We start from the raw sequence: 19,927 nt of genomic DNA, 5'->3' as shown, positions 1-19,927 counted from the left end.
GGTCCCCGACAGTGTCTGCCAAAGCCAAGGTGCACGCACCCCGGTCGGATCAACCGGGGTGCGGCCCTGCGCTCAGAGGTTTCCGAAATATGCGTCGCGGCTTGGTTCGGCGGGTTTGAAGGCCGGGGCGTTTTTGCCGGGCAGCCAGTTCTTGTAGACGTCCCCATCCTTCATCACGAAATCCACCCGGTCGCGCGAGATGGCATTGATGTCCTCCAGCGGGTTGCCATCGACCAGAATGATGTCGGCGTAGCCCCCTTCGACGATCGTGCCCAGGGTGCCCTCCTTGTAGGGGTTCATGCCGCCCGACCAGGACAGCACTTCGGCGGCATTGCTGGTTGCGGTTTTCAGGGACAGAAGCGTGTTGTTTACAACCTTGTCGTTGAACCAGATGATGTTGTCGGCCTGACGCACCACGTCGGGTCCGAACATGTCGCCGCCGGTGACCATCAGCAGGTCATGCTTGACCGCCCATTCCATCATCTGCTGTGCGCCTGCATTGACCTGGGCGGCCTTGGTTTTCTGGTCGGCGTTAAAGAAGGTGATGCTCTCGGGATCGCCGAAAGCTTCCAGCGACTGGACCGCTTGAACGGAAAGGGCGACGCCCTCTTCCTTCATGCGGATGATGGTATCTTCCGAGACGAGGAAGTTGTGTTCGATCACGCGGACACCGGCGTCAATCGCGCGGTTGACCGACCGGTCGTGATAGGCGTGCACCAGCACGTAGGTGCCGTAGTCTTCGGCAACGCCAACGATCGCCTCAAGCTCTTCTGGCGAGTACTGGGTCGTGTGCAGGGGATCGAATTCGCTGGCAACGCCGCCGCCCGCCATGACCTTGATCTGGGTGGCCCCGGCGCGCAGGTTGTGACGCGCCGCGCGGATCACCTCGGGAACGCCATCGGCGATGAAGCCGAACATATGGGCTTCCAGGTCATCCACGTCGCCGGGAACATCGTTGAACGATCCGGTGTCGGCGTGGCCGCCGGTCTGGCTCAGGAAGCCTCCGCTGGGGTAAAGGCGCGGTCCGGGGATGATGTCGTTGTTCACCGCCTTCGCAATGCCAAGGATGTTGCAGCCCGCGTCGCGCGCGGTGGTGAAGCCCTGGTCGAGATAGTCTTGCAGGACCAGCCCGGTGTAGGCGCCGTTGGCCATCTGGTCGTAATTGTCGCGAAACTCCAGCATGCCGTTCCGGATGCACAAGTGCGAATGCATGTCGATCAGGCCGGGCATCAGCGTGCGCCCTTCGCCATCCACCATGACGGCATCCGGGGCGTCGATGGCATCGGCGGACACCTGCGAGATGAGATTGCCTTCGACCAGGACCGAGCCGTTCTCGATCAGGGCATCGCTCATTCCATCGAAAATATTGACGTTGGTGAAGAGCACCTGGCGCGGGGCGTTGTCCTGCGCGAAGGCGGCGGTCGCAAACCCAGCGGCCAGCGCAATGCTTGCAGCCGAGGCAAGGAATCTCATCATATATATCTCCCATTGGATCAGACCCCGATGCGGGGCGTTTGAGTGGGAAACACTATAGCGCTAGAATATTGCTTCTCTTGTCTTTCAGGGTCACGAGGAACGGGTTTTTTACCCATCCAGACTGTTCTTGAGAGTTTTTCCTATTCCCGCGGCTGTCAGACGCTACGCTGCGTGACAAGGGGCGTGCGGATATCAAGCCAATGACACACAGACTGCCACTCGTCAAACTGAGCCTTCTTCGTCCGTTTGTGGGTGAATTCCATGCGCGCGGCATCGACCCGGAACCGGTCTTCGACAGCGTAGGCCTGACCGAAGAAGCAACCCTTGACCCGGATCTGTCCGTTCATGTCATGGTTGCCACCCAGTTTGTCGAGAACGCGGCGGACGTGGCCAACGATCGGTTTCTCGGCGCGCGCGTGGGCGCCAAGCTTGATCTCGGCGGCTGGCCAATTCTTGCAGATGCGGAAGCCCGGGCGACCACCGCCGGAGACTACCTTTCGATCTTCATCGCGGGCGCCAACGAGGTTTCAAGTTCGGCCACTGAGTATCTCAATATTTCCGGTCAAACTGCGACCTTGGGCGAAAGACGAACCTTCAAGCCGACGATCCTGCCGGCACAGAACGACGCGTTCATGCTGGCGCTGGGCTGGGCCATCCTCCAGCGGGCACTTCGGGACGGGATCGACCCCTCGAAAGTGACCGTTGTTGTCAGCGATCCATCGGTCCTTCCCCCGGAGTTCGACCTGATGCACCCGGTGAAAGGCAACCGGATGGGGTTCAGCATTCGTTTTCCGACTGCGTGGTTGTCGTCATCGTTCGATGCACGTTCTCCCGATCTGACCCCGATGCAGCGGCGCGACGCCGATGTCGGCGAATTCGTGCATTCCTTTCGGCAAGTGGTGCGCGCCTACATTGGGCAAGGCGCCCTGAGCGCCGCGGATTGTGCCGTCCTCGCATCGATGAGCCAGCAGAAACTGAAACGCCGCCTTGCTGCCGAAGGAACCGGGATCAGCAAGGAGATCGACTTTGTCCGGCAAGAATATGCCCGTGCCGCCCTTTTCGAGACCAACCGGTCCATCTCTGACATCGCCACTGCATTGGGCTTCACGGACGTTGCCAATTTCACCCGAGCCTTTCGCCGCGCAAACGACATGACACCAACCACGTACCGAAGCCTGCAAAGAACCCAGAAGGACGGATCCGCTGAATAGGTCACCGAACCTTGCATGCATCGCCTCACATGCATCGACCGCAGAGCTCCGCGATCTGTGCGGTCGACCCCATCCGGGTTTGCGCGTGCTGCGAAGGGCGCCTTCGACGGGCCGCACCGCAGCAATATGAAAGGGTGCCCGAGGTCGGGATCGGGCCGTTCACGCGCGCGCACTCAAGCCGGGACACTGCGCATGGGTCAGATGCTCGGCTGATAGCCCATTCGCGAAAGGGCGTCACCGAAAACGCCCCGGTCCGTATCGGCGACAAACATTGCGTGGACGGCTCGTGGCAGGACGACCTTGGAATTTGGCAAGGCGCACCGGATTTCGTCCGCGCAGGCGTCCAATCCGGGCCGGTCCCCGAGCGCCACGCTTGCAACACTGTCGAACAACGGAAGCCAGAAGTTCGATCGGAACGCGGAAGAGCGGGTTCGGACGGCCAGTGCTTCCCAATCAGCGGCATCAAACAGGGACACGATTTCGGACGCCGTGGCAAAGAAGGATTTTTCCGGATCAAGGACATCCCTGTTCCGCATCGGAAGGCGACACAAGGATCGAAGTAGCACGACATCCGCATCGATTCCCGACAGGCTGACCGCTGCCGGAATACTGCAGGCTGCCTGTCGGGCCGCTGTCTTTTGATCTGTGGCAAGGCAGGCGTATCCCAGCGACAGCACCGCGGCTGCGTTGTCCGGTTCCCATTCAACGGCAGCCGCGGCCATCTCCAGGGCGCGACTGCATCCTCCGCTTTCCGGGCCGATCGCAAAGACCTCGCTGATCCGGCACATGTCCGCCTTCAACGCCAGGGTGGTCGCGGACCGGTATCCGGTGCCTTCCAGCGCCGCAAAGGCATTCATCGCCCGTTCCGCCCAGACAGAGGACTGGGTGCACATGAAGCGGTAGGCCAGCAGGATCAGCGCAAGGCGGGAACTCGGCCAGATCCGCGCGGCCTGGTTCGGAACCAGACCGCTTGCCGGATCGGCCAAAGCGTCCGCAACCAGTTGCACGAGAGGGTCCTCGGGCTGTCCGGGGGAATGACCAACCGTCATGGGCAGTTCGATTCCGGCAACAAGCGCCTCACGATCTGTCCGGCAGAGCGTCAGCCAAGCTCTGGAGGGCCCGGGGTCGGACGGTGAAAGATGCAGATGTGCCGAGATATGGCAGGCATTTTTCCGGGCCTCATGGCAGGCTTGCGCCGCGCTCGTCGCAGTTGCCGGGCACAGCACGAGGGCACCGTCCAGCAAAAGCGGAGACCTGGCAGATCGGCACAGGATCGCGGCAAGCAGCGCGTCTTCACGATCCGGCTGTCCGGATCCCGAAAGACTGAACTGAACCCTCAAACCACCAGGTCTGGGTTCAACTGCTGCCAGTGATTGCCGGGATGCAGCCAGACAAAGCAGGTACTTTCCCTTGGGAATCTCCAGCCGTTGTGCGCCGGCGGGCTGGTCGGCGAAATAAAGCTTCAGGGCGGTCCGCAGGCGACCTACTTCGATACGCGCATGGGGGTCGATTGCCGGATCGAAATCGGGGCCCTTGCCGAGGATCTTGCATGCAATCTGCTGTTGGGTGGTGCCAGCCCCTTCCGGATCATCCGACGTGTCGGCAATGAAAAGCAGCAGCCTGCGCAATCGGTCGGACGCCTGAAACACCGGATCTCGGGCGACACGTCGCGCAAGCGCCTTCACGCCTTCGGTTTCGATCAGGCCGTCGGGTCCGTTCATCCAGCGGTGTCCTCCCCCGGTGCGGATCAGGATTTCCGTTACGTTAGTTACTTACCACCTGTTCGGCGCCGGTGCTACGCGTTTGGGACGATTGCGCAAACAATGGGAAGGACCAGCGATGAAAGGCATCGACTGCCCGGCAGATCTGCGTTTGCTCGCATGCCTGACCTGCGTCGCCTTTCCCTTTGCAGCAACGTCCCAAGAGCAGACCGATGCACCGGATTTCGACTACGGCGAGTTTGGCGTGGTGTTCGAGAACCCGGTCGCGCGCGACGGCTATCTTTCGTTCGGGGCGGTCGGTCGGGCAGGGCTGCAATATTTCGAGTTCAAGGAGCGCGTACAGGACGAGGCAGGGTTCTACTGGGTGATCGAGGATCGCCTGATCAACCAATGGGCTGACGGATCCAGGATCAATGACAACGAGTTGAACGTGATCGCCCGACTTGATTTCGCCGGCGACGCCCCGGGGCACACTTCGCTCAACATCTGGGGGCAGTTCGCCAACAGCCTGGGGGGCAACACGGCTGGCCAGTTCCAGTCCGATCTCGGAATCCTGTCGCCGTTGAATGGCGGAAACGGCGGGCCGGACAATTCCGTCGAGATCCTGCAGATGCTGGCGCTGGAACACATCACGGCGGACGAGCGCTTTCGGTTTCAGATTGGCAAGTTGGCCATGCGGACATTGGTCAACCTGAACCGCTATGCGCATGGCGACAGCGAGATGTTCTTCTCTCCCATGCTCGGCAACAACCCGGTGGTGCCTTACACCGCCTTGCTTGGAAACGGCATCTTCGCGCAGTGGAAGGCCGAGACCTGGTATCTCTCCGGCGTGGTGCGGGCGCCGGATGTGGAGACGGGTCTCAGCCTTGAAGCCTTGCAGGACGGCAATCGGGAGTACGTGATCGAGGCGGCGCTGCAACCTGCCATTCCCGGGCTCGGCTATGGCGAATACCGCCTGACCTGGTCGCTGGACACGGCCACCGACACCCAGTCCGAAGTCCGCAGCCTGTCCGCCAGTTTCGATCAGGACATCGGCGATCGGCTGGGTGCCTTCTTCCGGTATTCGGTGGCCAAGGATACCTTCCGCGCCTTTCGGGAACGCACCGCCATCGGTTTCCAGGTCAAGACACCTTTCGGGTTCCGCTATGACCGGATCGGCGTCGGGGTCTGGCAGGGCGATCCCACGGACGAAAACCTCGGCATGGAGCGCGGCTTCGAGGCCTACTACCGCGCCCAGGTCTCACGTGCCTTCGAGATCACCCCGGACATTCAGTACATTGCCAACCCCGCCCTGTCCGGCGCCGACAGCGAGGTCGTCTTCGGCCTGCGCTTCCGGCTCGTGCTTTAACTTTCAGTCTTCGAATTCGAACAAGGAAACGCAATGAAACACCCCCTGACAGTCCTTCTGCTTGCCGGACTTCTGCTGCCGGAAACGACGTTCGCCCAGATGATGGGAGCTGCCGACACACCCGCGGAAATAGATCCGATCAACGAGGGCGAAGAGCCGTTGATCCGATTGAACAAGGACGACCCCAGCTATGATGTCTGGCGCAAGATGCGAGACGACCTGTCCAGCGGGCGCGAGCCGGGCCCAATCAACGTGCAGCGATACGTCGGCGGGTTCCCTTGGGTCGGTATTCCCACGTTCTTCCATCTGCCCGTTGCCCTGACCCCGGCAGACCTGAAGGCCGGAGAGGTGGAAGTCGCGATTTTCGGTGCCGAAATGTACAACGGGATGCGAGTGCAATCCTACGGCCCGATGGAAATGCGCGCGCCGATGAAGTCCGAGATCTACCACATGTGGGGGGCCTTCACGATGCCGGAGCTCGACTCCGGGCTTGCGGCCCTCGAAGAACTGACCGTTGTCGACTACGGCGACGCTCCGGTTCATCCGCTCAGCATGGAGAAATCCATCCCCGAGGTGCGCAGGATGGTCGCCGAGGTGGCGGGGGTTGAACTGGAAAATGGAAAGCGAACCATTCCGATCATCATCGGTGGCGGACACGTGCTGATGTATCCGGACGCTGCGGGGCTTGCTGACGTCTATGGCAAGGGTAACCTGACGATCGTTCACTTCGATGCTCATGCCGATCAGGCACCGGTGGGATTCGGTGTTTTCAACACGCACGGAAACCCTGTCCGGAAACTTGTGGAAGAAGGGTTGGTCAATGGTGAGGACATCATCCAGATCGGTTTGCGTGGTCCGAATTCGACCGACATGAACGGTGTCGCCTGGAATCGGTCCGCGGGCCTGCGCTATCACATGATGGCCGAGATCGAACGCCGCGGCTGGCAACCTGTGGTCGATGATGTGCTTGCCGAAGCCCGCGCCAACGGCAAGCCGCTGTTTCTGTCTTTCGACATCGACGTGGTGGACCCGGCGTTCATTCCCGGCACCTCGACGCCCGAGCCGGGCGGGCTCTACATGCGCGAAGTGCTGCCGCTGGTGCGTCGGATCTGCGCCGAAAACAATCTGGTGGGCATGGAAATCGTCGAACTCCGCCCCGAGCGCGATCCAGGCTACACGAGCGTTCTCAACTCCAAGGCGGTCCTGCGCCAGTGCCTGAACGGCATTGCCATGGCCAAGAACGGTTTGCCCGACAACTATCTGCACACGGATCTGGTCGATGACGGCAAGTGAAACCACGCTACGCCGGGGCGGGCGCCCGTGGCGCCTGACCGGCTGGATGCGGCGGCTAGATCCGGTGGCATTGTTTTTCGCCGCGGCGCTGGCGATATTCGTCGCCAATGCCCTGCTTGCGCCCGACACGCGGGAGGTGATCGATGTCACTTCGGAACAGGCTGCGGTGCTGGTCGAAAACCACGCCGCATTAGTGGGCCGCCCTCTGTCGCCGCAAGAGTCGGCGCAGGTCGTGGAACGCTACATCAATGACGAGGTGCTGGTCCGCGAGGCGGTGGCGCGGGGTCTGCATCTGAGCGACGCGAAGCTGCGCGCCCGGATGCTTGCCAAGATGGACTTTCTGCTGATGGACGAGGCACCGGACCCGACCCCAGAAGAACTGGCGGCCCTGCGCACCGCCATGCCCGACCGCTACAGCCTTCCCGAAACCATCAGCTTTGAACATCGCTTCTTTGGCGACAACGAGACAGCTTCCCGCGACGCGTTGGCGAAACTGACCGCGGGAAGCGACCTTCCCGAGGGTGCCGCAAATAGGTTCTGGCTGGGCGAGTGGATGGAGGGATACAGCGAAGCCCAGATCCAGACGGTGCTGGGCCCGGAAGTGTTCGAAGCCATCGCCGAACTGCCGCCGGACACCTGGAGCGGGCCGCTGCAGACCGGACGCGGGTGGCACGTGGTGCGCCTGACCTCGGTGACCGGACCACAGCCGCTGCCCGCCCAGGAACTCGACCGACGGCTGCGCGAGGATTTTGCCCTTCGGCATCATGTCGAAACCCGGGACAAGCGCATCCTGGATATGCGGAAAGCCTATGATATCCGCCTGCCGTCCGACGCTCTGCCGGCATCCTCGGGCGCGGCATTTGCCGCAGGAACGCGCTGACATGATGTCCCTTCTGCGTCTTCTCATCCTTGCTCTCACAATTTCCGGACCGGCCTTGGCGCATATGGACGGCATGCCTCAGGGTCCGTCGGTGCCAAGCGGTTTTCGTGCCGAAGCCATGACCGCCCCAGAGGCCGCACTTGGCCTCGCACAGATCCGCCTCGTGAGTACGGCTGAGGGATACGTGACCGTTCGGGCGCGCGTGACCGGCCCGGACCCGGTGACGGCACCGATCTGGCCGCTGCATTGCATCAAGAGCGTCGCGCCGGTTGCCGAGCGGTTGCACAATGGCTGGCGGCTGACGGAAACCCGGCACTGCGACGCGGCACAGGGTGCCATCCTGTTTCCGTGGCGTGTCGAGGCCGCGCGAACGATCGTTATGCGCAACGGAGACAAGGAAGAGCATTTTCTGCGCGCGGGCGGCCGTGGCGTTGCGGTTCCGATGGAACTCGTGGCCACCAGCAGCATGCCGTTCGCGTCGATCGCCACGCGCTATTTCGCCGCCGGTGTTCACCACATCCTTGGCGGCGCGGATCACCTCGCGCTGATCCTGTGCCTGCTGCTTCTGGCGCGCGGGCGGTTGCTGGTTTTGGCGGTTACCGCCTTCACGCTAGGCCACAGCCTGTCGCTTGCGCTCGGGGCGCTTGGCATGGTTCGGGTGCCTGCGATTCCCGTCGAGGCCTGCATCGCACTTTCCATAGTGGTACTGGCGCGGCAGGTGGTGCTGGCTCAGGGGCTTCGGGATCGAGACCTGCTTCCTCTGGTCGGGATCGGCCTGCTGCACGGTCTTGGATTTGCCGGCATGTTGGGCGAGTTCGGCTTGCCGACCGGCCCGTTCCTGTTGGCGCTTCTGAGCTTCAATCTGGGCATCGAGGCTGGTCAACTCGCGTTCATTGCCGTGCTCGCCGTCGGCTGGCGGCTTGGCATGGCCATTGTACCGACGATGGCAGGGTTCGGCCGCGTGCTCGTCGCTCCGGCAGTCGGAACGATCGCCGCATTCTGGACGCTGCAGCGGCTGGCGCTGATGGGCTGATGTCGAGCAGGTGGGCAGAAGCCGGAACCATCACTCGGCCGAAAGGATCAATCCCCCCCAAACAACGAGCAGGACGAGCGGGAACACCACCCGCGCGGCCCGCCCGCAGGTTCGCGGTCTTGGCCTGAAACGGCGCGAAAGCGGGCTTCGGTATCGGCCTAAATGGATGTGCAGAAAGCGTTTTTCCTGCAGTCGGGGAAGACGGGCCTGGGTGGCGGAGCCCGCCGCGAACCTTGGCTCTTGCAAGGCTGACGCCGGATGTGACCCTAGGGCAACAGGCTAGGCTTGATAGGCACCCCTGCGCGCATAGGTTGCGAAAAGCTTGAGTTTGAATCGGTCTGCCCGTTGTCTGGTAGGGGAACAGTATCAGCGCCGGGGGCCGGTCCGAGATGAGAAAATCAAGCAACCTGTCATACCTGCAATTCCTTTCTGCGATGGCCCTTGCGGCGGGGTGGATTCTGGGCCCGGTTCCGGACGCCGAGGCGCAGAACGTCTGCACAGTGGTCGGCAGCGTCTGCACCTTCCCGTCCACGAACGCACCGGCCGTCTACACGTTCACGGGGACCAGCGGCAGCCAGACCACGGACGGCGAGTCGGGGCCGGACTATACCTTCGATATCCCGACCGACATCGACATCAACCTGCCCTTCACCACCGCCTACCAGGGTATTTACCTCAAGCAGATTGGCGGTGACGGCTCCTACAGCGGGCCGTCGGACGGTGGCAATGGTGGCGACATCACCGTCAGCGGACCGCAAACCGTGACCACCACCGTGTCCGGCAACCTTGACATTGGCGATGCTGCGGCGGGCATTCTGGCCTGGACCCAGGGCGGACCGGGCACCGACAACAACGAAAACAACAACAGCGACGGCGCACCCGGCGGGTCCGGCGGCGCGATCCGGCTGGCGCCAAACAGTGCCTTCACCGACGTCACGCTTCAGGGTGGCGCTCCTGACATCTCTACCACCAATGATTTCGTGGGCATCGAGTTGCGGTCCTACGGCGGGCAGGGTGGCCGCCTGAACGGGGGCGTCAAACAGGACTATGACGGCGGCGATGGTGGAGACGGTGGCGATATCTCCTGGACCAGCGGATCTGTCACCGTCGGGACCACCACCGACCCGCTGGTCGCCGACAGCGTCGTCGGTCTGCGCGCGCGCTCGGTCGGAGGGGCGGGCCCGAACAACTACAACTCCTACGACCAATCGGACGATGGCGGCGGCGGCTACAGTCATGGCGGTACGGGCGGCGATGTCACCGTTACCAACCAGGGGGCGGTCAGCGTCGTCGGGCGCACCAGTGCTAGCGGGGCGACACGTGGCATCCACGCCCAGAGCAGCGGCGGCGATGGCGGCTGGGCTTACAACGTCGGCGTCTCGGCCTTCATCGAGAACGGTGGACCCGGCGGTGCGGGCGGCAAGGTCGACGTTACGGCCATCGACACGATCACTGTCGAGGATACCGGAACAAGCGCCGCGCCGGATGGCAGTGCCGCCATCTTTGCCCATTCCCAGGGCGCGGAAGGCGGCGTCGGCCAATCGCAGAAAACCGGCGGCAGCGGCGGCAACGGCGGCACGGTGGATGTCTCCGTCGGCGCGACCATCCATGCAACCGGCATCAACACCGACGCCATCTTTGCGCTCAGCAAGGGCGGGCAGGGCGGCGCGGGCTTGTCGAACGCCAACAACTCTACCGGTGGCGACGGCGGCTCCGGTGGCAGCGTCTATGTCAACGTCAATCCGTCTCAGACTCTGACCATCACCGCACAGAGTTCTGCCGCGGGACAGGACAGCGGCCGGGGCATCGTCGCGCAGTCGCTGTCCAATGTCGGCGGCCTGGGCAGCAACGGCAACGAGTTTGCCGGCAATCCGGGTGACGGTGGATCGGGCGGGAACGGCAGCGCTGTCAGCGTGTCCGTCGGGGGCGGAACCATCAGCACCGATGGCACCAACGACATGAGCGCAGGACTGGATTTCGGGGCTGGCGTCTTTGCCCAGTCCATCGGCGGTGGGGGCGGCGATGGCGGGGACTTCAGCAACTTCCTGCGCGGCTCGGGCGGCTCGGGCGGCACGGGGGGATCGGGCGATACGGTGTCGATCCTCAACAATGGCACCATCAACACCAAAGGGGCGCAGGCCAATGGCATCCTTGCCCAGTCCATCGGCGGTGGCGGGGGTGCGGGCGGCGCGGCGGACGGGCTTGTGATCGCCTTGGGCGGTTCGGGTGGCTCGGGTGGATCAAGCAGTGCCGTATCGGTGTCCAATGACGGCACCATCACGACCCAAGGCTACAATGCGACCGGTATACTTGCCCAATCCATCGTCGGCGGTGGCGGGTCGGCGGGTGTCTCTGGCGCGACGGTGAGTATCGGTGCGACCGGGGGCAGCGACAGCAGCACGGCGGCGGGATCGACGACCGTCTCCAACATTGGCTCGATCAGCACAACCGGCGATGCGGCGGTTGCTGTTCTGGCGCAATCGGTCGGTGGCGGGGGCGGCAGTGCGGCGGGAACCTCGGGATCGAGCAGCACCGGCGTGCTTGCCATCGGGTCGGCCGGCGGTGGCGCAGGGGTCGGCGGCAGGGTCGAGGTCACGGCCATCGGAACCCTGTCGACCAACGGCACCTTTGCACCGGGGCTTCAGGCCCAATCCATCGGCGGCGGGGGCGGTGCGGGCGGCAGCGCCTTCGGCATCGGCATCTTCAGCATTCCGGGCGCTGCGATCGGCGGCCAGTCCGGCGGCGGCGGCAACGGCGGTTCGGTCAAGGTCACCAACGGGGAAGGGGCGCGTGTGCGCACGGTCAGCACCTCTTCGGCGGGTCTGCTTTTGCAATCCATCGGCGGCGGCGGCGGGTCCGGGGGCATTGCGCAAACCGGCGGCATTCTTGACACGTTCCAGTTTGCCATCGGGGGGTCCGCATCGGCGGCAGGCGCGGGCGGCGCCGTCACAGCGACGCTGTCGAACTCCAACATCACCACCGAAGAGTCGCTCTCGGCGGGGATCGTCGCGCAGTCCATTGGCGGCGGCGGCGGGTCGGGCGGATCGGGTACCAGCAAGGCTGCCAGTTTCCTCAACATCGGCCTGACCGTCGGCGGGCTTGCCAACGCCGGCGGCGACGGTGGCGATGTCGCTGTCACGCTGACCGAGCAAACAACCATCTCGACCGGCGGCGGCAACCCGGCCACGACGAACGATTCCATCGGCATTCTTGCGCAGTCCATTGGCGGTGGCGGCGGCACCGGCGGTGCGACCGCGGCCAGCGCCATCACAACAGGTGTGCCGCTCGACCCGACTGATCCGGACTTCACGGTGACGCTCAACGCGCAATTTGCACTTGGCGGTCGCGGTGGTGCGGGCGGAGACGGGCAGGCAGCCACGGTCACCCTGTCGGATCAATCCTCGATCCTGACCTATGGTGCCGGTGCGCATGGCGTGTTGGCCCAGTCCATTGGCGGTGGCGGCGGGTCTGGTGGCGATGCCTCGACCGCGACGACGACAATCCCGGATTCAACCCAGCAATACGGCCTGACCATCAACGGCGCCCTTGGCGGTGCGGGCGGCAATGGTGGCAACGGGGGGACGGCCAGCGTGGCCCTTGGCAGTTCGACACCGGCGGGAATCCCGTCGGTTGTCACCACCACCGATGCCTATTCGAACGGCGTGGTCGTACAGTCCATCGGCGGCGGTGGCGGCAACAGCGGCGTCCCGTCAAGCAAGACCGATACGATCCGCGGCGCGGCAACAGTGGCGCTGACCTTCGATCTGGGATCAAGCGGCATCATCGAAAGCGGCGAGAGCGGCGCGACAGGCGGCACCGCCGATCTCACACTCTACCAGGACGGCATGATCCTGACCTCGGGCGCGGGGTCGCGCGGGGCGGTTGTGCAATCGATCGGCGGCGGCGGCGGCACCGTGCAGGGCGGAGAGATTCAGCTCGGTGCCAGTATCAAGGGCAGTGGCGAAGAGGCCGTCGAAGACGACGAGAACGACACGTACACCGGGACGGTGACCGTCAACGTTGGCATGAAAAGCGGTCAGGGCGGGGGCAGCGGCCTGGTCACGGTGAACAGCATCTCGGGCAGCGGGATCCAGACCAAAGGGGTCGATGCGGACGGCCTTCTAGTCCAGTCGATTGGCGGTGGCGGCGGTTTGGGCGGCAGTCTCGGGTCGGCCGGTGAAGACAGCGGCAGCGGCCCGTCGGCCTTCGCGCCCCAGGACGACAGCGACGACGATATCGATGTGTCCCTGACCGTCGCGGTCGGCGGTGCGGGCGGCACCGGCGGCAGCAGCGGTGGCGCGACGTTCGACTACAACGGCGAGATCCAGACAACCGGTGACTGGGCTGACGGCGTCGTGGTTCAGGCCATCGGCGGCGGTGGCGGTACGGGCGGCACGGCCATGGCCTCGGGTACCGGCGAGACCGCGCAGGTCAACATTGCCGTAGGCGGAACCGGCGGGACGGCGGGCAATGGCGGCCCCGTCACGGCGAGTTTTTCCAGCGGCACCGCCTCGGTTATCACGTTGGGATACATGGCAAACGGCCTTGTCCTGCAGTCCATCGGTGGCGGCGGCGGGCAAGGCGGTGATGGATCTGCCATGGCTGCGGGCACGCTGACAGTCGGCAGCGGCGTCGGCGGCAGTGGCGGGACTTCCGGCACCGGCGGCACCGTGACCATTCCGGCCTCGGGCAACAGTTTTATCGACATCACAACTGGTCTCGACGACTCGCATGGGCTCATTGCCCAGTCCATCGGTGGCGGCGGCGGCATTGGCGGGGCCGGCAGCGCCGCATCGCAGGATGACGCAGGCAGTCATTCGGTGGCCATCATCGTCGGTGGGCAGGGCGGCTCGGCGGGCGATGCGGGCGACGTTTCGCTGACGTTTGGGTCCACCATCCAGACCACTGGCGACCGGTCTTTCGGCATTGTTGCCCAGTCCATCGGCGGGGGCGGGGGCATTGGCGGTGTTGGCAGCGCCGATGGCGTCAAGAGCGTTCAGGTAGGCGGGTTTGGCGGCAACGGCGGCAACGGCGGCGCTGTCAGCCTTGACCTGACGTCGGGAACCTCCATCACGACCAGCGGCTCCGGGGGACACGGGATCATCGCGCAATCCATCGGCGGCGGCGGTGGCATCGGCGGTGACCTGTCGGTCGGCCCGTTCGACGTCACACCCGGCTTTCTTCAATCGGCCGATGGTGTCGGCGGTGCTGTCAGCGTCACCGTGGACGGCACGATCACGACGACCGGGGCAATGGCACACGGGATCATTGCGCAATCCATCGGTGGCGGCGGTGGCCTTGGCGGCGATGGCAGCGGCACTTTCGCAGGCTCCACGGCCGGTGACATGGGGTCTGCATTCGGGTCAGGCGACGTGACCGTCACCACGCAGGGCGCCATCTCGGCAACAGGCGCAGACGCGGTGGGTATTTTCGCGCAAAGCATAGGCGCGGCCAACACCGGCACCGATGTCGGCACCGTGGCCGTCAACGTGTCGGCGGATGTGACCGGCGGCAGCGGCGCGGGCGTCGGCATTCTGGTCGCCTCCGGCACCGGAAATACCGTGACCATCACCAACGGTGCCACGGTTACGGCCCAGTCGGGCACCGCGATCACCTATACCACCAACGGAACCACGGTGAATGGCAGCACGACGGATGTGCTGGTTCAGGATGGAACCGTGATCGGCGATATCCTACTTCGCGACAGCCGGGGCGAGGTCGCGGGGACGATCACCAACAACAGCCGCAATTCCCTGCGCGGTGCCGGGCTATACGCTGCCAACGTGGTCAACAACGGGCGTCTGGTCATCGGCAACGGTCGCGGTGGTCACACGCTTCGCATCGGTGGAAACTTCGTTCAAACCGGCGCAGGCATCACCGAAGCGACCATCGACTTCGTCAATCCTGCGGGCAGTGACAGCCTGCAGGTGGCCGGAAATGCCACGGCGAACGGGGCGATCGCGATCAATGCGACGACGCTTCTGAAGGACAGCGCGGTGACCCTTGTGTCGGCGGGTGGCACGCTGACCGGGGCGCCGACGGTGATCGGCACTGCCGCGGTTGATTTCGCGGCCGAACTTGTGGGGAATGGGATCGCCTTCAGTGTCGCCGATACCCATTTTGGCAGCGCATCCGCGTCCCTGACCGCCAGCGAACGCAGCGCCGGGGCGCACCTTGATGCGATCTTCGACAATCGGTCCCGCAGCTATGGGACGCTGCTGGCCAACATGAACGTGCTGGCCGGCAATTCGGGCGGCGGCACGGCCTATGCGCAGGCCCTGTCATCCCTGACCCCGGGTGCATCCCAGGCGATGGCGGCGGCGCAGGTGCCGCTGACGCGCGGGCGGCTGGACGGTGCCATGAATTGCGCGCGTCGCCTTGGGATGTCCCTCTCGGCAGACGGGGAAAACTGTTACTGGGCCGACGGCAGCCGGGGCTATACGGACCAGTCCGGCACCAATGGTTATGACGGCACGACCTATGGCTTCAGCGGCGGTGCGCAGGTCGATGTCAATGAAGACTGGATCGCGGGCTTCGCCGCGGGTTACGAACATTCGAACTACACCGGCAACAACAGTCTTTCGAGCGTCGAAGGGGACAACGGGTTTCTGGCGGTGTCGGTGGGGCGTCGCTTTGGCAACTTCACGCTGTCCGGCGCGCTGGGGGGCAGCTGGGGCAGTTTCGACACGGAACGGCGTGTTTCGGTGCCGGGGTTCACCGGCACGGCAACGGGCAAGTCCGACCTCAACACGCTGAGCGGACGCATTCGGGCCGCCTATACCATGGCGGACACGCCACAAGGCTATGTCATGCCGATCCTCGACATCGATCTCGTGCACACGCGCGCTGGCGGCTACACGGAAAGCGGTGCCGGGATCTTCGATCTTGATGTTGCTTCCGGGTCGGCCACCGCCATCGTGGTCACGCCATCGGTCGAGATCGGCACGCGCATGGTTCGGCAGGGCGGCTGGGACATCGGCGCCGCGACGACATTGGGCATCAGCCTGTCGTCCGAGGATGACTGGTCAACCACAGCACGTCTTGTTGAGGCACCTGCCGGAGCGGGCAATTTCTCGACCAGTGTGCCGATTGCGCCCGTCGTGGGCCAACTCGGGCTTGGGCTGTCGTTTGCCAATGCAGCGGCTGGGATGGACATCAAGGTGGAATATCAGGGCTCGGTCGGTGACGATTACCAAAGCCATCGTGGCCTGCTGCGCTTCACCAAGAGGTTCTGAGCAGCCAACGGTACATGGGAAAAATGACGGCGCGGGCAGAGGGTTCTTTTGCCGTGCCGTTCTTGGAAGGCGCCATGGGATCGGCCCCCAGGGTCTCGCCTGAGGGGGCGGCCCCGGCACACGACGTCGGTGTTCGAAGGAAAACTCGTTCAGTACCGTGGCGCGCGTATCGTTGAGTGCGCCTTCCAGTCGTGCCTTGAGCGCGTCAATTCGAAAGGAGGGAACAGGTACTGAAATCGCGTGGTAGCGGCCGCTCAGATCTGCGCAGGCAAAGCCGATGGCCGAGATGCCAGCGGTGTGTTCGTTGATGTCATGGGCCAGCCCGCATTTCGCAGTTATCTTCAAGCCAATTGAACAGCGCCGCGCTTGCGCTTTCCGACACCCAGCCTTCCTGCGCGATCAGGGTTCGGGCCTGGTCTACGGCCAAGTCCGGCGTGCTGATCCGGCGATTCACCACCACCATGCGCATCAATGCGCCCGCCCAACTGGTGCAGGGCACGCGCTTCCTCGTCGAGGTGCCGATCATCAATACCGGCTGTCACCTTGACTACAAGGAAGGCGATTACTTTGCCGGTTGTCCGTGTCTGGTGCTTTCGGCTGCCGAATGGAGGGTCGAGAAAGACGTGAAGGTTGTCGGCCCTGACACCCAGGCCAATGACCACCCGCTGAACACCGTGATTGGCCCGCAGCGCACGGGCGGCGACAGGGTCAACTTCTGAGGCGGCCTTTGGCACCACATTACCCACCGGCACAGAATGCGGGTCACGGCGCGGACAGCGGGAAGAGGGCAGCACGAGTGCGCCCGATCATTCTGTCTGCCATCGGCTGATGGTCATCGGGTCAATCTTCTGTTCGGAAGACCTGCAGAAACAGCCCGGAGCGATGCCGGGTTGCGGTTCGACGGGGTCTCGCAGGCCAAGGGTTACGTTGCCGCTTCCACAAGACCTGCGACCTCTGCCGCGATGCCGATACCTTCGTGGCCGGGCACAAACGGAGGGTTCGGCTTTGCCGGCCAATCGCCAAGGGCGGCGTGCAGATCAGTCCGCGCAAATGGCCTGTCAAACGCCTTGAACCGTTGCATTGGGAAAGGCGCACCTGATCGAGAGATGCGTGAATCTGTTGCCATGGTTGTCGGGCGGGGCTGGCGATGACGGATCCGAAGCAGTAGGCCTATGCGATCACGTGCGCGAAGCGAGATCCGTTCAAATGGTCTGGGAATATGGATCGGTGGATCGCGCTGTCGTGTCATATCAAGCACGGCCACGAGGATAGCGCGCCATGACGACCCCACGCACCTACAAGCCATCAAGCAAACGGGAAACCACGGCCCGCAAGACCCGCGAACGTATTCGGGCCGGGGCCTGGGAAGTTTTTTCCCGTCATGGACTGGGGCGGGCGTCGATCGCAGAGATTGTCAGTGCCAGCGATATCTCGACAGGCACGTTCTATAACTACTACGGCACCCAGGAGGCAGTTTTTCAAGAGATCCTCGCCGAGATGCTCGACAGGATCAGGTCGATCACGGCGAATGCACGCGCAAAGTCTGATGACCTTGAGACGATGCTCCTGCTTTCCTACAGGGATTTGCTGGACTACATCCTCTCTCTGGATGGTGCGCGCGCATTTATCGCCTGCAATCAACACCAGATCCGTTCCGCGCTTTACGGGCTGGACGGAACAGAAGGGGTGATTTCCGATATTAAACAAGATGTTGTGCGCGGTCTGCCGGGGCTGGACCCTGACTCGCCCGAGGTTGAACTGATCGCACGGATTGTTGTGTCCATTGCGCTCGAGGCTGTGATCCAGCTGCAAGGCGACGGTACCGTTGAAACGCAGGATATCGCCAGGATGATGGCCAGTCTGGTGATTGGCGGCATCGAACGGGTGCAAAATGGAAAACTTGAAACCACCCTCAAGTTTTCCTAGGTACATCGCATAGCTGGTCTGACAGTCCGGGGTCCATCCTCTTGCATGTGCAAGCCAGTAGGGGTGGACGGACGCCCTGACATTTGCGGAAGAGAAGGCCCGTTCATGAAAGATGTAGTGCACCTCGAATTTCCGGCCTTCCGGATCATGCACACGGCTTCCCGCAGTGACCGTCTACCCGATCTGGCAACGCGCAGGGACCGTCTTGCAGCGCTGCGGCGCATGGTGGTCGAGAACCGCGACGACATCACCCGCGAGATTGATGCCGATTTCGGCGGTCGCCCCCGTAAGGAGACGGAACTGCTTGAGATTGTCCCGCTTCTCAGAGGCGTGCGGTTCACCTCGCGCCACCTGAAACGCTGGATGCGCGACGAGCGCCGCCACGTCGCCTGGCCGTTCCAGCCCGGCTCGGCCTGGGTGCGTCATGAGCCTCTCGGCGTAATCGGGATCATCTCGCCGTGGAACTACCCGCTGTTGCTCGCCCTCGGGCCACTGGTTGATGCCCTGGCCGCAGGCAATCGCGCCATGATCAAACCCTCCGAGTTGACGCCCCGATTTTCCGACCTGCTCCAGCGGCTTGTCGCGACCTATTTTGACGCGGATGTGGTGACGGTCGAGACCGGCGGCGTCGAAGTCGCACAGGAGTTTTCCGCCCTTCCGTTCGATCATCTGATCTTCACCGGTTCAACCGCTGTGGGGCGCAAGGTGATGCAGGCGGCAGCGGCCAACCTCACCCCCGTCACGCTGGAGTTGGGGGGCAAGTCCCCGGCCGTGGTGGCACCGGATTATCCACTGGACAAGGCCGCGCGCTCCATTGTTCTGGGTAAGTTCACCAATGCCGGCCAGACCTGTATCGCGCCTGACTATGTGCTGGTGCCGGAAGGAAAGGCCGAGGCACTCGCGCTTGAGATGATCAAGCGCATCGAAACCGCCTTTCCCGCCACAAATGCAAAGGGCGGCTACGCCAACATCATCACCGCGCGACACCGGACCCGTCTGGTGGACGCTGTGCAGGAGGCGCAAGGCAGCGGTGCAACCATCCTGCGGCCTTCGGGGGACTACGGTGAAAAATTCCCGCCGACCCTGGTCATCGGCGCGTCTGAAGAGGGCTTGCTGCTGAACGAGGAAATCTTCGGCCCGATCCTGCCCATTGTACCCTACAAATCGCTGGATGATGCGCTTGCGTTCATCAACCGCCGCGCGCGGCCCCTTGCGCTTTACGCCTTCACAGGGGACCGCAAGGCACGGCAGACGATCCTCGACACAGCCATCTCGGGCGGGGTGACTCTGAATGGCACGTTGCTGCATATCGCGCAGGATGACCTGCCTTTCGGCGGCGTCGGAAACAGTGGCATCGGCGCTTGTCACGGACGCGACGGGTTTCGCCGGATGAGCCATGCGCGTTCCGTTTTCAAACCTGGCTTTTTCAACGCCTTTGAAGTGCTGGGCCCGCCATTCGGCAGGTTGGCAGAACTCCCCATCCGAATTCTTGGCCGCTAGTCGAGGACGCACACCATGACCGAAATGTCCGGCCGTACAGCCCTGACTGCGGGCGGAGCCTCTGGCATCGGTCTTCTGATGGTGACCTGAGCCCCGGCTTTCTTTCGGCTTTCAGGGGGCAGAGCACAGGCAGGGCAACATTGACATCACATCGAGTTGCTTCTGGGTGTCCGTCATTATGACGTGTTGAACAGGGTGCTGAACGTCGTGATGAACGGATGCCTGGGCATGCTCAGGTCAGGGGGCAATGGTGGACTGTTCCGGATCAGCGTTTCCTCCAGGGGCCCCGGTTCTTGATGAGAAG

At 63.5% G+C, this 19,927-nt stretch carries 11 protein-coding genes; 9 read left to right on the top strand and 2 right to left on the bottom strand.

The annotated features are described in order from the left end of the window. Window positions 1-72 precede the first annotated feature (72 nt). Window positions 73-1,476 (bottom strand): amidohydrolase family protein, encoded by a 1,404-nt coding sequence (locus H8B03_RS00130; protein ID WP_193139043.1) that lies wholly within the window; start codon window positions 1,474-1,476, stop codon window positions 73-75. 200 nt (window positions 1,477-1,676) lie between these two features. Here H8B03_RS00130 and H8B03_RS00125 point away from each other — a divergent pair, with 200 nt between their 5' ends. Then, window positions 1,677-2,687 carry an AraC family transcriptional regulator gene (locus H8B03_RS00125; protein WP_193139041.1) on the top strand — a complete coding sequence of 337 codons (1,011 nt, stop codon included), beginning with the start codon at window positions 1,677-1,679 and terminating at the stop codon, window positions 2,685-2,687. A gap of 197 nt (window positions 2,688-2,884) precedes the next feature. On the opposite strand, the gene H8B03_RS00120 is transcribed toward H8B03_RS00125, so the two are convergent. Next, entirely contained in the window at window positions 2,885-4,408 is a 1,524-nt protein-coding gene (locus tag H8B03_RS00120; protein ID WP_193139039.1) for a hypothetical protein, read from the bottom strand. Between the two features lie 118 nt (window positions 4,409-4,526). Between H8B03_RS00120 and H8B03_RS00115 the strand changes: the two genes are divergently transcribed. From H8B03_RS00115 to H8B03_RS00080, 8 genes are all read left to right on the top strand, one after another. Then, a complete protein-coding gene (locus H8B03_RS00115) occupies window positions 4,527-5,756 on the top strand; it encodes a carbohydrate porin (protein ID WP_193139036.1) in 1,230 nt (409 codons plus the stop codon). 33 nt (window positions 5,757-5,789) lie between these two features. Beyond that, on the top strand, window positions 5,790-7,049 hold the full coding sequence (locus H8B03_RS00110) for an agmatinase family protein (RefSeq protein ID WP_226925621.1): 1,260 nt from the start codon (window positions 5,790-5,792) through the stop codon (window positions 7,047-7,049). Further along, window positions 7,036-7,929: a peptidyl-prolyl cis-trans isomerase gene (locus tag H8B03_RS00105; RefSeq protein ID WP_193139034.1), complete on the top strand. Its 894-nt coding sequence runs from the start codon at window positions 7,036-7,038 to the stop codon at window positions 7,927-7,929. The genes H8B03_RS00110 and H8B03_RS00105 overlap by 14 nt, the downstream gene beginning before the upstream one ends. A 1-nt stretch (window position 7,930) precedes the next feature. Further along, window positions 7,931-8,962, top strand: coding sequence for a HupE/UreJ family protein (locus H8B03_RS00100; RefSeq protein ID WP_193139032.1), 1,032 nt, complete (start codon window positions 7,931-7,933; stop codon window positions 8,960-8,962). 389 nt (window positions 8,963-9,351) lie between these two features. Then, window positions 9,352-16,197, top strand: a complete 6,846-nt coding sequence (locus H8B03_RS00095) for an autotransporter outer membrane beta-barrel domain-containing protein (protein WP_193139030.1) — start codon at window positions 9,352-9,354, stop codon at window positions 16,195-16,197. Between the two features lie 350 nt (window positions 16,198-16,547). Then, window positions 16,548-16,916, top strand: coding sequence for a hypothetical protein (locus H8B03_RS00090; RefSeq protein WP_193139028.1), 369 nt, complete (start codon window positions 16,548-16,550; stop codon window positions 16,914-16,916). A 559-nt stretch (window positions 16,917-17,475) separates the two neighbouring features. Further along, window positions 17,476-18,123: a TetR/AcrR family transcriptional regulator gene (locus tag H8B03_RS00085; protein ID WP_193139026.1), complete on the top strand. Its 648-nt coding sequence runs from the start codon at window positions 17,476-17,478 to the stop codon at window positions 18,121-18,123. A gap of 105 nt (window positions 18,124-18,228) precedes the next feature. Next, window positions 18,229-19,623: a coniferyl aldehyde dehydrogenase gene (locus H8B03_RS00080; protein ID WP_193139025.1), complete on the top strand. Its 1,395-nt coding sequence runs from the start codon at window positions 18,229-18,231 to the stop codon at window positions 19,621-19,623. The last annotated feature ends 304 nt before the right edge of the window (window positions 19,624-19,927 follow it).

It is taken from the genome of Meridianimarinicoccus sp. MJW13 (assembly GCF_014901205.1).
In the GTDB taxonomy this organism is placed as follows: Bacteria; Pseudomonadota; Alphaproteobacteria; order Rhodobacterales; family Rhodobacteraceae; genus Meridianimarinicoccus.
This window is presented reverse-complemented; position numbering and strand designations above follow the sequence as displayed.

Excerpts from the sequence above, each read along its gene's own strand:
- H8B03_RS00095 (WP_193139030.1), top strand. The coding sequence starts at position 9,352 with ATGAGAAAATCAAGCAACCTGTCATACCTGCAATTCCTTTCTGCGATG.
- H8B03_RS00130 (WP_193139043.1), bottom strand. The coding sequence starts at position 1,476 with ATGATGAGATTCCTTGCCTCGGCTGCAAGCATTGCGCTGGCCGCTGGG.
- H8B03_RS00080 (WP_193139025.1), top strand. The coding sequence starts at position 18,229 with ATGAAAGATGTAGTGCACCTCGAATTTCCGGCCTTCCGGATCATGCAC.
- H8B03_RS00105 (WP_193139034.1), top strand. The coding sequence starts at position 7,036 with ATGACGGCAAGTGAAACCACGCTACGCCGGGGCGGGCGCCCGTGGCGC.
- H8B03_RS00085 (WP_193139026.1), top strand. The coding sequence starts at position 17,476 with ATGACGACCCCACGCACCTACAAGCCATCAAGCAAACGGGAAACCACG.
- H8B03_RS00125 (WP_193139041.1), top strand. The coding sequence starts at position 1,677 with ATGACACACAGACTGCCACTCGTCAAACTGAGCCTTCTTCGTCCGTTT.
- H8B03_RS00110 (WP_226925621.1), top strand. The coding sequence starts at position 5,790 with ATGAAACACCCCCTGACAGTCCTTCTGCTTGCCGGACTTCTGCTGCCG.
- H8B03_RS00100 (WP_193139032.1), top strand. The coding sequence starts at position 7,931 with ATGATGTCCCTTCTGCGTCTTCTCATCCTTGCTCTCACAATTTCCGGA.
- H8B03_RS00115 (WP_193139036.1), top strand. The coding sequence starts at position 4,527 with ATGAAAGGCATCGACTGCCCGGCAGATCTGCGTTTGCTCGCATGCCTG.
- H8B03_RS00120 (WP_193139039.1), bottom strand. The coding sequence starts at position 4,408 with ATGAACGGACCCGACGGCCTGATCGAAACCGAAGGCGTGAAGGCGCTT.